The 14,944-nt window shown below is 61.6% G+C and carries 9 protein-coding genes and 2 pseudogenes; 9 read left to right on the plus strand and 2 right to left on the minus strand.

The genetic code is table 11. The features are described 5' to 3' along the window. Positions 1–15 precede the first annotated feature (15 nt). The gene (locus IEX53_RS14245) at positions 16–1,536 is read right to left on the minus strand and encodes a sigma-54-dependent transcriptional regulator (protein ID WP_188824848.1); all 1,521 of its coding nucleotides are present in this window, start codon (positions 1,534–1,536) and stop codon (positions 16–18) included. Between the two features lie 311 nt (positions 1,537–1,847). Between IEX53_RS14245 and IEX53_RS14250 the strand changes: the two are divergent. From IEX53_RS14250 to IEX53_RS14290, 9 genes and pseudogenes are all read left to right on the plus strand, one after another. Then, a pseudogene (locus IEX53_RS14250) lies at positions 1,848–3,626 on the plus strand (M3 family oligoendopeptidase); the annotation flags it as partial. Positions 3,627–3,842: 216 nt separating this feature from the next. After that, on the plus strand, positions 3,843–4,985 hold the full coding sequence (locus IEX53_RS14255) for an aminodeoxychorismate synthase component I (RefSeq protein WP_188824850.1): 1,143 nt from the start codon (positions 3,843–3,845) through the stop codon (positions 4,983–4,985). Further along, complete coding sequence (locus IEX53_RS14260) at positions 4,934–5,593, plus strand: aminotransferase class IV family protein (protein ID WP_188824851.1); 660 nt, start codon at positions 4,934–4,936, stop codon at positions 5,591–5,593. Before IEX53_RS14255 ends, IEX53_RS14260 begins: the two co-directional genes overlap by 52 nt. 163 nt (positions 5,594–5,756) lie before the next feature. Next, on the plus strand, positions 5,757–7,202 hold the full coding sequence (locus tag IEX53_RS14265; RefSeq protein ID WP_188824852.1) for a homospermidine synthase: 1,446 nt from the start codon (positions 5,757–5,759) through the stop codon (positions 7,200–7,202). A gap of 324 nt (positions 7,203–7,526) precedes the next feature. Continuing rightward, positions 7,527–7,904, plus strand: coding sequence for an outer membrane lipoprotein Omp10 (omp10, locus tag IEX53_RS14270; RefSeq protein WP_188824853.1), 378 nt, complete (start codon positions 7,527–7,529; stop codon positions 7,902–7,904). Positions 7,905–8,150: 246 nt separating this feature from the next. Continuing rightward, positions 8,151–9,980, plus strand: a pseudogene (locus IEX53_RS14275) (bifunctional metallophosphatase/5'-nucleotidase); the annotation flags it as partial. Between the two features lie 1,060 nt (positions 9,981–11,040). Then, a complete protein-coding gene (gene hemH, locus IEX53_RS14280; RefSeq protein WP_188824855.1) occupies positions 11,041–12,066 on the plus strand; it encodes a ferrochelatase in 1,026 nt (341 codons plus the stop codon). Between the two features lie 91 nt (positions 12,067–12,157). Then, positions 12,158–13,159 carry an SPFH domain-containing protein gene (locus IEX53_RS14285; protein WP_188824856.1) on the plus strand — a complete coding sequence of 334 codons (1,002 nt, stop codon included), beginning with the start codon at positions 12,158–12,160 and terminating at the stop codon, positions 13,157–13,159. A 102-nt stretch (positions 13,160–13,261) separates the two neighbouring features. Beyond that, positions 13,262–13,735 (plus strand): NfeD family protein, encoded by a 474-nt coding sequence (locus tag IEX53_RS14290; RefSeq protein ID WP_188824857.1) that lies wholly within the window; start codon positions 13,262–13,264, stop codon positions 13,733–13,735. A gap of 60 nt (positions 13,736–13,795) precedes the next feature. On the opposite strand, the gene IEX53_RS14295 is transcribed toward IEX53_RS14290, so the two are convergent. Beyond that, positions 13,796–14,791 carry a KpsF/GutQ family sugar-phosphate isomerase gene (locus IEX53_RS14295; RefSeq protein WP_188824858.1) on the minus strand — a complete coding sequence of 332 codons (996 nt, stop codon included), beginning with the start codon at positions 14,789–14,791 and terminating at the stop codon, positions 13,796–13,798. Positions 14,792–14,944: the final 153 nt, after the last annotated feature.

The raw sequence follows: 14,944 nt of genomic DNA on the forward strand, positions 1-14,944 counted from the left end.
TCCGCCGCGTCGCCGCTAAAATGGTTCGCCCGGCGAGCGCTCGGTATCGGAAGAATCCTCCGCCGCCTCGTTCCCTCCCCCGGCGTCGATGCCATAATCCTTGAGCTTGCGGTAAAGCGTCGAGCGGCCGATGCCGAGCCGCCGCGCCACTTCGCTCATCTGGCCGCCATAATGCGCGATGGCGAGGCGTATCATCGCCTCCTCCATTTCGGCGAGCTGGCGCACATGTCCGCGCCCGTCCATGCCCTGCAACTGGCCGAATTTTTCCGTTGCCGCCTGGCTTTCCGCCATGGGCTGGGGGCCCTCCCTCTCCGCCTGCTGAGGCATCGGGGGCCGCTCCCCGGCGAGCCCTGCGGACGCATGCGCCTGGATCTGCGGAAAGTCGTCCACCGTCAGTTCCGTGCCTTCGCACAGCACCACGGCGCGGAACACCGCATTCTCCAATTGCCGGATATTGCCCGGCCAGTCATAGGCCGCCAGCAGCGCCAGCGCGGAAGGCGCGATGCCCTTGATGTGCGGCCGCCCCTCCTCCGCCGTGAACCGCGCCAGAAAATGGCGCACCAGCACGGGAATGTCCTCGCTCCGCTTGCGCAGGGACGGCAGGGAAATCGGGAACACATGCAGCCGGTAGAACAGATCCTCGCGGAACTGCCCGCTCTTCACCAGATCGATGAGATTGCGGTTGGTCGCCGATATCAGCCTTATATCCACCTTCACCGGCTTCTTGCTGCCGATAGGGTCGACCTCGCCCTCCTGCACAGCGCGCAACAGCTTCACCTGAAGCTCGGGCGTCAACTCGCCCACCTCGTCGAGGAACAGCGTGCCGCCATCGGCCTCCACGAATTTCCCCAGATGCTTCTCGGTGGCCCCTGTGAAGGCGCCCTTTTCATGGCCGAACAGGATGCTCTCCGCCAGATTGTCGGGGATCGCCCCGCAATTGACTGATATGAAAGGCTTGCCGCGCCGGTCGCCCGAGCCCTGGATCGCCCGCGCCAGCATCTCCTTGCCGACACCGGACTCCCCCTCGATGAGAATGGGGATATTCGAAGCCGCCGCCTTCTGGCCCAGCTTGAGCACACGCTCCATCGCCTCGCTGCGCGCCGCCAGATCGCGGAAGGTGAGCCGCCCCTCCGCCGAATGGCGGATGCGCTTGATCTCGCCTTCCAGCGCCCCCAGCTTCAGCGCATTGCCGATGGAGACCTGCAGCCGTTCCGGCGAAACGGGCTTCACCACAAAATCGAACGCGCCGAGCCGCATGGCGGTCACCACCGTATCGAGCCCGCCTTGCGCCGTCTGCACGATAATGGGAACCGACACGCCCGCCTCGCGCATGCGCTTGAGGATCGTGAAACCATCCATGTCGGGCATGACGAGATCGAGGATGACAAGGGAAATTTCCTTGCGGTAGCGCAGCAGCGTCAGCGCCGCCTGCCCGCCATCGGCCAGAATGGTTCTGTAACCCATGCGCAGCACCGCGGCTTCCAGCAGGCGACGCTGCACCGGATCGTCATCAACGATAAGAATGGGGCCGGCCATGGAATATGTTTTCATCTGACATAAATCGGAACTGGATCAACATGGCCGAGGAATCTAAACAAAAAGCCGCCAACGAAGCCCGCTTTTGACTAAAATGCGTTTCGCATCCCGGCTCTTTCGATTTTGAAATTCGCCATACGGCCTGTATCGGTAGTACGAATTTCAAAAACGGGACACTGGCCGCAGCGTCCCAGGAAGTGAAGAATAGTATGAATGGCGAATTTAAGGAACCTCTTATGAATAGCTCCCCGGAACTTGCCCGCCAATCTATTGGGAACGAGGCTGCCGCCGCACGGCCGCAGGCTCAAAATCTGGGCGATCTGCCGGAATGGAACCTCGCCGATCTCTACCCCGCGATGGACTCCGCCGAACTTGCCGCCGACATGGAGAAAGCCGCCCGCGACGCCGCGGCCTTCGAGGAACGCTGGAAGGGCAAGCTCGCGGCGGAAGCGGCGAAGCCCGATGGCGGCGAACTGGCGGAAGCGATCAAGGCCTTCGAGGCGCTGGAAGAGCTGATGGGTCGCATCTATTCTTACGCGGGCCTTCTCTATGCGGGCGACACGTCCGACCCCAAGCGCGCGAAGTTCTATGGCGATGTGCAGGGAAAGATGACCGACGCCAGCCGTCACCTGATCTTCTTCGGGCTGGAACTCAACCACATCGACGATGCTGTCATCGAAAAGGCGATGGACGCCAATCCCGCCATCGGCCATTACCGGCCCTGGCTCGTGGATCTGCGCAAGGACAAGCCCTACCAGCTTGAAGACCGCATCGAGCAGCTGTTCCATGAAAAGTCGGTGACCGGCTATAGCGCCTGGAACCGCCTGTTCGACGAGACGATGACGGCGCTGCGCTTCACCGTCAATGGCGAGCAGCTACCCATCGAGCCGACGCTCAACCTCCTGCAGGATCCTGACGGCGCGGTGCGCAAAAAAGCTTCGGAAGCGCTGGCCGAGACCTTCACCGCCAATTTGCGCACCTTCACGCTCATCACCAACACGCTGGCCAAGGACAAGGAGATTTCCGACCGCTGGCGCGGCTTCAAGGACATCGCCGACTCCCGCCATCTGGCCAACCGCGTCGAGCCGGAAGTGGTGGATGCTTTGGCGAAAGCCGTACGCGAAGCCTATCCGCGCCTTTCGCACCGTTATTATGCGATGAAGGCCAAATGGCTGGGCCTGCCCGTGCTGGAAAACTGGGACCGCAACGCGCCCCTGCCCGAGACGCCGCAGGCGGTGATTCCGTGGGACGAGGCGAAGGCGACGGTACTGTCGGCCTATGCCGGCTTCGCCCCTGAAATGGCCGATATCGCCCGCGACTTCTTCGACAGGAAGTGGATCGACGCGCCGACGCGCCCCGGCAAGGCCCCCGGCGCCTTCGCGCACCCCACCGTGCCTTCCGCCCACCCCTACGTGCTCCTCAACTATATGGGCAAGCCGCGCGACGTGATGACGCTGGCGCATGAGCTTGGCCATGGCGTGCATCAGGTGCTGGCGGGCAGGCAGGGCGCGCTGATGGCATCCACCCCGCTCACGCTCGCCGAAACCGCCTCCGTCTTCGGCGAAATGCTGACCTTCCGCTCATTGCTGGAGGCTACGCAGGACAAGCGTGAGCGCAAGGCCATGCTGGCGCAGAAGGCCGAGGACATGATCAACACGGTCGTCCGCCAGATCGCCTTCTACGAATTCGAGCGCCGCGTCCACACCGAGCGCCGCAATGGGGAACTGACGGCGGAGCGCATCGGCGAAATCTGGCTCGACGTGCAGCGCGAGAGCCTTGGCGACGCCGTGCGACTCAATCCGGGCTACGAGACCTTCTGGACCTATATCCCCCACTTCATCCACTCGCCCTTCTACGTCTACGCCTACGCCTTCGGCGACTGCCTGGTGAACTCGCTCTACGCCGTCTACCAGAACAGCGAAAAAGGCTTTCAGGACAAATATTTCGAGATGTTGAAAGCGGGCGGCACCAAGCATCACAAGGAACTGCTCGCGCCATTCGGGCTCGATGCGTCGGATCCCGGCTTCTGGCAGAAGGGCCTGTCGGTGATCGAAGGGATCATCGATGAGCTGGAGGGGATGGAAAAGTAATCAGAGCAAGTTCTTTCGATGGCATCGCTAGGCGCCCCCCTCTGTCCTGCCGGACATCTCCCCCGCGAGGGGGGAGATTGGGCGGCATTGCTCTCCGCGTCCATTCAGCGACGTTTGCGTTCTGCACAGGCGAAACTGGCAGCTAATCTCCCCCCTTGCGGGAGAGATGCCCGGCAGGGCAGAGGGGGGCGCTGTCCCGCCAGCGTTTCCAATTAAATGGAAAACCCCCTCATCCTCTTCCGCGACGACCCCGCCCAGCGCGAACTCCTCTTCGCCGGCCCGTCGCAAATCATAACCGCCGAACACCCGGACGACTTCGAACCGGCCTTCACCGCCCTGCAATCCGCCCATGAAGCAGGTAAGTGGCTGGCGGGCTATCTCTCCTATGAGGCAGGCTATCTCCTTGAACGGAAACTAAAGTCTCGCCTCCCATCCAACCGCCGCGCGCCGCTTCTCTGCTTCGGCGTCTTCGACGGCCCATCGGACCTCGGCCTGCCCGACCGCAAGCCGCAGAACGAACCATTCCTCACCGACGCCCGCGCCGCGTGGAGTTTCCCCGACTACGAAAAGCGCTTCGCCCGCCTCCACCGTCATTTGCGCGAGGGCGATTGCTACCAGGGCAATCTGACCTTCCCCGTCCATGCCCGCTGGTCGGGCGATCCGCTGGCCGCCTTCGATGCTCTCACCGCCCGCCAGCCTGTCCGCTATGGCGCGTTCGTCGATCTTGGTGGACCGATCATCCTGTCGCGTTCGCCGGAGCTGTTCTTCGACATCGACAATGACGGCTGGATCGAAACCCACCCGATGAAGGGCACGACGCCGCGCGGAAAAACGCCCGAGGAAGACGACCGCCTCCGCGATTTCCTGATCCACGACCCCAAAAGCCAGGCGGAAAACCGCATGATCGTCGATCTCCTGCGCAACGACATATCATTGATCAGCGACCCGGCGAGCCTATATGTACCGGAGCTTTTCAAGGTCGAGCGCTATCCGACCGTCCACCAGATGGTGTCGAAAGTGCGCGCCCGCCTCAACCCGGGCCTCACGCTTCGCGCCATTTTCGCGGCGCTTTTTCCCTGCGGCTCGATAACCGGCGCGCCGAAGATCCGCGCCATGGAAATCCTGTCCGAGCTTGAAGAAGCCCCGCGCGACGTATATTGCGGTGCGATTGGCTGGATAGGGCCGCAAGGCCGGATGCGCTTCAATGTGGCCATCCGCACCATTTCGCTCTATCCTGACGGCAATGCCACTTTCAACATCGGCGGTGGAATCGTATTCGATTCAACCGCTGAGGCGGAGTATGAGGAATGTCTTCTGAAAGCCCGGTTCGCAACGGGAACGGTCCCGATTACGAACTGATCGAGACGCTGCGATGGGAGCCGCTCTGTGGTTTCCTGCGGCTGCAACGTCATCTGGCGCGGCTGGAGCACTCTGCCCAAGCGCTGAGCTTCCCCTTCGATGAGACGGCGATCCGCGCCAGGCTGGAGAGCGTCGCCAGGGGCGATCAGGCGCTGCGCGTTCGCCTGGCGCTCGATCTGGGCGGCACCGTCAGCGTCACCGCGCAACCTTTCACCCCGCTTTCCCCCGATACCATCTGGCGCGTCGCCATCGCCCACACCCGGCTCGACAAAAAGGACCCGCTGCTCCACCACAAGACGACGCGGCGGCAGATTTACGAGGCGGCGCGGGCCGAATTCTCCCGCGACGACGTGGACGAGGTGATCCTCCTCAACAATGAAGGCCGCGTCTGCGAAGGCACCATCACCTCGGTCTTCGCCGATCATGGGGGCACCTGCTGCGCCACCCCGGCGCTCGACTGCGGCCTCCTGCCCGGCATCCTGCGCGGCGAACTCCTCGCCGGCGGCATCGTCCATGAGGCGGAACTCACCGAAGACGATCTGCGCAAGGCGAAGAACATCCTCGTCGGGAATTCGCTCCGCGGGCTGATCCGGGCGCGGCTGTTGTAAACTGCACGAAAATTAACGCTCTTTACTCATCTGCATCCAAATGATGCAGGGAGAATGCATTGCCGCACTTTATTGTGACGAGAAACTATGGTTTAGCCGGAGTTGGACCCCTTACAAGGAACATTCTGCACGAAACATCGAACCCAGATCGGAGATACTGGAAATGGCGGAAGCGAAATGGCCGATTTACGGCGAAATCACCGGCCCTATTGTTATGATCGGCTTCGGGTCGATCGGGCGCGGTACCCTGCCGCTGATCGAACGCCATTTCAAATTCGACAAATCGCGTCTGGTCATCATTGACCCCAGCGACGCAAACAGGAAGATCGCCGAGGACAAGGGCTACCGTTTCTTCCAGCAGGCGATCACGAAGGACAATTACAAATCCATCCTCGCGCCATTGCTGAACGAGGGTGAAGGCCAGGCCTTCTGCGTCAACCTCTCGGTCGATACCTCCTCGCTCGATCTGATGAAATTCTGCCGTGAAGAAGGCGCGCTCTACATCGACACCGTGGTAGAGCCGTGGCTCGGCTTCTATTTCGACGACAAGGCCGACAATGCCGCGCGCACCAACTATGCGCTGCGCGAGACGGTGCGGGCCGAGAAGAAGAAAAACCCCGGCGGCACCACCGCCGTCTCCTGCTGCGGCGCCAATCCCGGCATGGTCTCCTGGTTCGTGAAGAAGGCGCTTGTCGATCTCGCCATCGAACTGAAGCTCGACTTCACCGAGCCCGCCGTTGACGATCGCGAGGGCTGGGCCAAGCTGATGAAAAAGGCCGGCGTCAAGGGCATTCACATTGCCGAGCGCGACACGCAGCGCGCCAAAGAGCCCAAACCGCTCAACGTGTTCTGGAATACATGGTCGGTCGAAGGCTTCATCGCCGAAGGCCTTCAGCCGGCGGAGCTTGGCTGGGGCACGCACGAAAAATGGATGCCGAAGAACGCCCGCGAGCAGAAGAAGGGCAACAAGGCCGCCATCTTCCTCGAGCAGCCCGGCGCGAACACGCGCGTGCGCAGCTGGTGCCCGACACCGGGCCCGCAATATGGCTTCCTTGTCACCCATAACGAATCCATCTCGATCGCCGATTTCTTCACCGTGCGCGACAAGAAGGACGAGGTGGTCTACCGCCCGACCTGCCATTACGCCTACCATCCCGCTAATGATGCGATGCTCTCGCTCGACGAGATGTTCGGCGCGGCCGGTAAGCCACAGCCGGTCCTGCATGTGCTGGAAGAGGGTGAACTCCTCGACGGCATCGACGAGCTGGGCGTGCTGCTCTACGGCCACGACCGCAATGCCTATTGGTATGGCTCACAGCTCTCGCTGGAGGAAGCCCGCAAGCTCGCCCCTTACCAGAACGCCACCGGCCTTCAGGTATCGTCCGCCGTGCTCGCGGGCATGGTCTGGGCGCTGGAGAATCCGGAAGCCGGCATCGTCGAGACCGACGAGATGGACTACAAGCGCTGCCTCGAAGTGCAATCGCCTTACCTCGGTCCCGTGAAAGGTTATTACACCGACTGGACCCCGCTCGAAGGCCGCCCCGGCTTCTTCAAGGAAGACCTCGACACGAAGGATCCCTGGCAGTTCAGGAATATTCTGGTGCGGTAATCCCAAGCGCTCCCTTCCCCCTTGCGGGGATTGAGGAGCGTTCGGTCGAAGACCGAGGAAAAGCCAACGATTTGGCTTTTCCAGCGACGAACCCCGCGTCAGCGGGCGGATGGGGTGGTGACGTTGCGCTACTTCTGGAGATCATGGCGTAAACGTCACCACCCCCACCCGACCCTTCGGGCCACCCTCCCCGCAAGGGGGAGGGAAGGCGCCAACCCGTTGCCAAAATACCACACACCTCTCCCCCTCCCCTCAATGGGCTTGTTTTCGTTAAAATTTGGATACATCAGAGGAGAGGCCCAATCTGAACGGGAGAGCCAGACCATGAAACGTTTAAACACGGCGGCAGCCCTTGCAGTCATTTCCGTGACTCTCGCGGCCTGTCAGTCCGCCGGCCCCATCGGCGGCAATGCCCCCACCGTGATCGGTCGTGGCGGCATCGAAGGCAATTGGGTCGATGCGAACGGCATCACCTCCAGCTTCAATTCCGGCGTCTTCGTCACGCGGACGACCGACACCAACGAGAAGCTCGCCGAAGGCAGCTACCGCTACGAAAACCCGCAGCTCGTCGCCATCGACATGCGCTCGCTCGTGCGCGGCACCACCTCGCGCGTCAATTGCGCCGTGGTTTCGCCCTCGCAGCTCAACTGCACTTCCTCCGCCGGGTCGCAATTCTCGCTGACCCGCAAGGCCGCTGGGTAATTTATAAACGCTGGCGGGACAGCGCCTCCCTCGGCCCTCCTGAGCGTGTCGAAGGGCGGACAGAGGGGGGCGCTGTCCCGCAAAGGCTATTATTTTCTCCCCTTTTCGATAACCATCTCCCGCCTCTCCCAAAATATTAACAAAATATAACTTTCCACTTGCATAAGACATCGCAAGATGTTTGCATCAGGCATCTCGGTGGGGGCCGAGGTGCTAGCGGGCGAGTTCACAGGGAGACAAGTAGTAATGTCCGCATTTCGTATTCGTGTATTGTTGTGTACTTCCGTACTAGCGATGTCGGCTGATGCCGCTTTCGCCGATTACAAGCTCAACATCCTGCATAACAACGACTGGCACAGCCGGATCGAATCCATCAACAAATATGATTCCACCTGTTCCACCGAGGAAGAGGCGAAGAATGAGTGCTTCGGCGGCGCCGCTCGGTTGAAAGCGGCCATAGATAGCCGAAGGGGTGCGCTGAAGGACGAGAATGTCCTGCTCCTCAACGCGGGCGACAATTTCCAGGGCTCGCTCTTCTACACCACCTACAAGGGGGCTGCCGAAGCCGAATTCATGAACCTCATGAAGTTCGATGCCATGACCATCGGCAATCATGAGTTCGATGATGGCGAGGATGGGCTCGCGACCTTCATTGGCAAGACCGATTTCCCTGTTGTCAGCGCCAATGTGCGCACCGACGTGAAATCCGCCATCAAGGACAAGATCAAACCTTACCTCATCAAGGAAGTGGGCGGCACGAAGATCGCCATCGTCGGCGCCGTAACGAACGACACCGCCGAGCTCGCCTCTCCCGGTCCAAATGTCGGCATCGAGGACGATGTGAAGGCCATCACATCAGCCGTCGAGGAGGTGACGAAGCAAGGCGTCGACAAGGTGATCGCGCTCACCCATGTCGGCTACGCACGTGACATCGCCGCCATCGCCAAGATTCCAGGCGTCGATGTGGTGGTGGGCGGCCATTCCCACACCCTGCTCTCCAACACGGACAGCACGGCGGAAGGCCCCTACCCCACTTTCGTAGAGAATCCCGGCGGCTATTCGGTGCCCGTCGTCCAGGCGCGCTCCTATGGCAAATATCTCGGCGAGATTGCCGTCACCTTCGACGACAAGGGCAAGCCGCTTTCAGCCAAGGGCGACCCTGTTCTCATCGATTCCTCGATCAAGCCGGACGAGGCAGTGCTCGCCCGCGTCAAGGAACTGGGCAAGCCCATCGAGGAACTGAAGGCGAAGGTTATCTCCAGCACGGTCGGCCCCATCGAGGGCGGGCGTGAGGTCTGCCGCGTGGCCGAATGCACTATGGGCAATCTCGTCGCAGATGCCATGCTCGACCGCGTGAAAAGCCAGGGCATTGCGATTGCCATCATGAATGGCGGCGGTCTGCGCGCCTCCATCGACGCCGGCGATATCAGCATGGGCGAAGTGCTGACCGTGCTGCCGTTTCAGAACACGCTCGCTACCTTCCAGTTGAAGGGTGCGGACGTAAAGGCGGCGCTGGAAAACGGCGTCAGCCAGGTGACCGAGGGCGGCGGGCGCTTCCCGCAGGTCGCGGGGCTGAAGTTCAGCTTCGACAAGTCGAAACCGGTGGGCGAGCGGGTTGCCGACATCCAGGTGCAGGATGGAAACAGCTGGAAGCCGCTGGATACGAAAGCCACTTACGGCGTCGTCTCCAACAATTTTATGCGCGGCGGCGGCGACGGCTACAAGATCTTCGCGACAGCGGCGGCGAACGCCTATGATTACGGCCCGGGCCTCGATCAGGTCGTCGCCGATTATCTCGCCAAGAACCGGTCCTACAAGCCCTATCTGGACGGGCGCATAAAGGCCGTCGCGACGCAAGTGGCAGCGAAGGCTCCCGAGCCGACGACAACAGGAACGATCAAGCCGGCCCAGAAAGCCGCGCCTGCCGAACCTGTCAACCCGGCTAAATCGATGGAAGCAGCGAAGACGATGGCCGCGGCCAAGCCGGCGGAAGAGGTGAAGAAGCCTGCAAAGCCGGACGCCGCCAAGGCCACAACGCCTGCAAAGCCGGCGGAAGCGGCAAAGCCTGCAAAGCCGGTGCAGACGATCAAGGCGAAGCCCGTGGAAGCCGCGAAGCCCATGAAGCCCGCTGCCACCGTCGCCAAGCCCGCAACCGCCGCCAAGCCAGCCCAGACGGTCAAGGCCAAACCCGCAACCCCGGCCAAGCCGGCACAAGCGGCCAAGGCCAAGCCCATGGAGCCGGCGAAGCCAGCAAAGACCCTCGCAGCGGCAAAACCCGCAAAGCCTGCCAAACCGGCTGCATCCGTCAAACCTGCCAAAACCGCTGTTATCGTGCGGAAGAAACAGGCTGAAACACGCAAGCCCGTCACTCCGGTAAAGCAGGCCGTGGTGGCAAAGAAGGCCGCGCCGAAGCAGATTGCGAAGGCGAAGCAAGACACAAAGCAGAAGCCGGCCAAGCCGCAAACGCTGGCGCAATTGCTTGCCAAGCCCGCAAAGCCGAAAAAGCCCGTCGTGAAGAAGGTTCACCTCATCAAGGCGGGCGACACCTACTGGGATCTGGCGAAACGCTACTATGGCGATGCGACGGACTGGCCGAAGCTCCACAAGGCCAACAAATACGCCCCGCGCCGCCTGCCTATCGGTGTAAAACTGAGCATCCCGGCCTGATCTTCTTCTTACCCTCCCCCTAGCGGGGAGGGTCGCGAACGAAGTAAGTGGGGTGGCGAAGGATAGAGCGCAACCGTCACCACCCCCATCCGCCCGCTAACGCGGGCACCTTTCCCGCAAGGGGGAAGGAGGGAGCCGAACCTGCGCGCATTCGCTCAATTGTATTCTTAACCAGAAGACTCTACTTCTCCGCCCGGCTTTTAATTTGGAGCAGGATGCATTCGGTTGCATTCTGCTCTAGAGCGGTTCTTGTTTCGACGGAATTGCCAAGCGCCCTCGCCCTTCGAGGCTTCGTTCCGCTGCGCTCCACTACGCACCTCAGGATGAGGGCTACTGCGGCGTTGCAACCCTTCACCCTCATGGTGAGGTGCGAGCGTAGCGAGCCTCGAACCACGAGGGTGAAGGGCGCACAGTTGTTTCCGTCTAGATATGAAAATGCTCTAAATGCCCCAGGGCAAGGAGAAATGACATGAGCGAAGCGGGTGAAACACGGGTTGCGAAGGGCGCCATGCCCAAGGTCGGCGTGCTCTTGGTCAATCTCGGCACCCCTGACGGCACGGATTTCGCCAATATGCGGCGGTATCTGAAGGAGTTCCTCTCCGACCGCCGCGTCATCGAATGGCCGCGCGCCGTCTGGTATCCGATCCTCTACGGCATCGTGCTCAACACCCGCCCGAAGCGTTCCGGCAAGCTCTACGACCGTATTTGGAACCGCGAAAAGAACGAGTCGCCTCTGCGCACCTTCACCCGCGCGCAGGGCGAGAAGCTGGCCACTTCGCTCGCGGAATACCCCAATGTCGTGGTCGATTGGGCGATGCGCTATGGCCAGCCCTCCATCGAAACCGTGCTGACGCGGCTGCGGGAGCAGGGCTGCCAGCGCATCGTCATGTTCCCGCTCTATCCGCAATATTCGGCCACCACCACGGCAACGGTGAACGACAAATTCTTCGAGGCGCTGATGAAGACGCGCTTCATGCCCTCGTCACGCACCGTGCCCTCCTATGAGGACGAGCCCGTCTATATCGAGGCCCTGGCGACCTCCATCGAGAAGCACCTCAAGACACTCGCCTTCGAGCCGGAAGTGGTGATTGCCTCCTATCACGGCATTCCCAAAAGCTATGCCGAGCGCGGCGACCCCTACCCCGCCCATTGCCAGACCACCACGCGCCTCCTGCGCGAGCGGCTGGGCTGGGACGAGAAAAAGCTGATCACCTGCTTCCAGTCCCGCTTCGGCCCCGAGGAATGGCTCCAGCCCTATACGGACAAGACCGTCGAGCGCCTGGCGCAGGAAGGCGTCAAATCCATCGCCATCTTCAATCCCGGCTTCGTCTCGGATTGCCTGGAAACGCTGGATGAGATCGGCAACGAGGCAGCCCATAGTTTCCGCGAGAACGGCGGTGTCAATTTCAGCTTCATCCCCTGCCTCAACGATTCCGAAGAGGGCATGGCGGTGATCGAGACATTGGTGCGCCGCGAGTTGCAAGGCTGGGTGTAGTGGAAGGAAAATAGCGCAGGGGTGGTATTCACCATTGCCACAACCGCCCGCTCGCCTTACTTACATTTTTGATAAGATAGGGATTTGAGCAATGACGGGTTTGGACATCACACTTCTCATTCTGGCCGCGCTGGTTCTGGCGACGCTGTTCGCCGGCATCAAGACCGTGCCGCAGGGCTATAATTACACCGTCGAGCGGTTCGGCCGTTACACGCGCACGCTCAATCCCGGGCTCAGCCTGATCGTTCCGTTTTTCGACCGCATCGGCGCACGCCTCAACATGATGGAGCAGGTGCTCGACGTACCGACGCAAGAGGTCATCACCCGCGACAACGCCATTGTCGGCGTCGATGGCGTGGCCTTCTATCAGGTGCTCAATGCCGCACAGGCGGCCTATCAGGTCGCAAATTTGCAGAATGCCATCCTCAATCTGACCATGACCAACATCCGCACCGTCATGGGCTCGATGGATCTCGACGAGCTTCTCTCCAACCGCGACGCCATCAATGACCGCCTGCTGCGTGTCGTCGATGGGGCCGCGCATCCATGGGGCATCAAGATGACCCGTGTGGAGATCAAGGACATCAATCCTCCGGCCGATATCATCGCCTCCATGGGCCGTCAGATGAAAGCCGAGCGCGACAAGCGCGCGCAGGTGCTGGAGGCCGAGGGCGACCGCGCCGCGCAAATCCTGCGCGCAGAGGGTTTGAAACAGGCGCAGATCCTTGGAGCCGAGGGCAAGCTTGAAGCCGCAAAGCGCGAGGCGGACGCCCGCGAGCGCCTGGCGGAAGCGGAGGCGACAGCCACACGGCTCGTTTCCGAAGCCGTCTCCAACGGCAATGTGCAGGCGCTCAACTATTTCGTTGCGCAGAAATACACGGAAGCTCTGGGTCAGATCGCCAGCGCCAACAACCAGAAAATCGTGCTGATGCCGCTCGAGGCCAGCGCGTTGATCGGCTCGCTCGGCGGCATCGGCGCCATCGCGAAGGAAGTCTTCGGCGATAGCGGAGCCCCCTCCAACCCCGCGCCGCAATCCCCCGCTCCATCCCGCCCGCGCAGCGTTCCATCAGCGGGGCGCGGTAAGGACGTATAAATAGAAACCGTTGGCGGGACAGCGCCCCCTCTGCCCGGCCGGGCAGAGGGGGCGCTGTCCCGCCGACGTTACTATATAAAGCTATAAACCGGACGAAGCATCATGATCGTCGAATTTCTGACCAATCTCGGCATATGGAACTGGCTCGTTCTCGGGCTGGTCCTGCTCATGCTGGAAATCCTGGCGCCCGGCATCTTCTTCATCTGGTTCGGGCTTGCCGCGCTGGTGACGGGGGCGCTCGCCTTTCTCCTCGCCTCGTCGGCGGCTGGCTTCGGCTGGCAGCTTCAGACGGTCGTGTTCCTCGTGCTCGCCGTCCTCTTCGCGCTGGCGGGCCGCCGCTTCTTCGGCTCGCGAAGCGATGATTCAGACGATCCCCTCCTCAACCGCCGCGGCCAGCAGCTTGTCGGCCAGCGCGCCACGCTGACGGAACCGATCGTCAATGGCCGCGGCCGCATCCGCATGAATGACACCATGTGGCGTGTAAAAGGTCCAGACCTCCCCGCCGGAACGGAAGTTCGCGTGGTCGGGTTCGATCCGGTTTCGCTGGAAATGGACGTTGAGGGAATAAGGGAATAAGGGAAGATACCCGTCTATCGGGCCATGGCAGCCGCCAACATATTCCCTTATTCCCCTTAACTAAGCCACTCCGATCCGCAGCAGGTCGTGGAAATGCACCAGCCCTACAGGGCGATTTTCCTCGGTTGCGATCAGCGCGCTGATATTATGCTCGTTGAGGATGCTCATCGCCGCGCCGACCAGCATCTGCGGCGCGACCACCTTTGGGTTCGGCGTCATGATCTCGTCGACACGCGTCGTCGCAAGGTTGCGGTGAAGATTGCGCGCCAGGTCGCCGTCCGTGATGATGCCGGCCAGCCTCCCCTCGGCATCGACAATACCGACGCAGCCGAAACGCTTGTGTGAGAGCACCTGCATTGCCTCGGGCAAGGACGTGCCGAGCGGCACCAGCGGCAGTTCGTCGCCGCGATGCATGATATCGCGCACATGGGTGAGGCTTGCCCCCAGCGAGCCGCCGGGGTGGAAAGTGCGGAAATCGCCCGCCGTGAAGCCGCGCGCCTCCAGCAGCGCCACCACGAGCGCGTCGCCCATGGCAAGCTGCATCAGCGTCGACGTGGTGGGGGCAAGGCCGTGCGGGCAGGCTTCGTCCGCCCGGGGCAGTAGGAGCATTATGTCGGCCTCGCGGCCGAGCGTGGAATTCTCCCGCGAGGTGAGCGCGATCAGCGGAATGCGAAAACGCCGCGAATAGCTGACGATGCCCTTGAGCTCCGCCGTCTCGCCCGACCAGGAAAGCGCCAGAATGACGTCGTCGCTTCCCACCATGCCGAGGTCCCCATGATTGGCCTCTGCCGAGTGGACGAAATGAGCGGGCGTTCCGGTGGAGGCGAGCGAGGCGGCGATCTTGGTGCCGATATGGCCGCTCTTGCCGACCCCCGTCACGATGACGCGCCCAGGGCTGGCAACGATCCGTCCAACCGCTTCAGCGAATGGCTTGGAGAGGCCGTTTTGCAGCGCCTCTTCCAGCGCGCTAAGGCCCGCTTTTTCCGTTCCAATCGTGCGCAGCGCCGACTCGATGGCCGCCGCCGCATCCGCTTTTTTGTCTCTTATATCCTGCATGGGGTGAAGCGTTAGCGCTTCGCCGCGCGCCTGTCCAATATTTGTTGCTTGGGAAGAGCGTCAATCTCCCTCAACAAACGGTTAAGGAAACCATGCGTTAACCATGTGGATTTACGGTCCGGGAACCATGTTGGGAATCGGGTTCCAGTCCAG

The organism is Paramesorhizobium endophyticum (genome assembly GCF_014640615.1).
GTDB lineage: Bacteria > Pseudomonadota > Alphaproteobacteria > Rhizobiales > Rhizobiaceae > Paramesorhizobium > Paramesorhizobium endophyticum.

Bases quoted from the DNA above. Each gene is read 5' to 3' on its own strand.
- IEX53_RS14245 (WP_188824848.1), bottom strand. From the start codon at position 1,536: ATGGCCGGCCCCATTCTTATCGTTGATGACGATCCGGTGCAGCGTCGC.
- IEX53_RS14255 (WP_188824850.1), top strand. From the start codon at position 3,843: ATGGAAAACCCCCTCATCCTCTTCCGCGACGACCCCGCCCAGCGCGAA.
- IEX53_RS14260 (WP_188824851.1), top strand. From the start codon at position 4,934: ATGTCTTCTGAAAGCCCGGTTCGCAACGGGAACGGTCCCGATTACGAA.
- IEX53_RS14265 (WP_188824852.1), top strand. From the start codon at position 5,757: ATGGCGGAAGCGAAATGGCCGATTTACGGCGAAATCACCGGCCCTATT.
- omp10 (WP_188824853.1), top strand. From the start codon at position 7,527: ATGAAACGTTTAAACACGGCGGCAGCCCTTGCAGTCATTTCCGTGACT.
- hemH (WP_188824855.1), top strand. From the start codon at position 11,041: ATGAGCGAAGCGGGTGAAACACGGGTTGCGAAGGGCGCCATGCCCAAG.
- IEX53_RS14285 (WP_188824856.1), top strand. From the start codon at position 12,158: ATGACGGGTTTGGACATCACACTTCTCATTCTGGCCGCGCTGGTTCTG.
- IEX53_RS14290 (WP_188824857.1), top strand. From the start codon at position 13,262: ATGATCGTCGAATTTCTGACCAATCTCGGCATATGGAACTGGCTCGTT.
- IEX53_RS14295 (WP_188824858.1), bottom strand. From the start codon at position 14,791: ATGCAGGATATAAGAGACAAAAAAGCGGATGCGGCGGCGGCCATCGAG.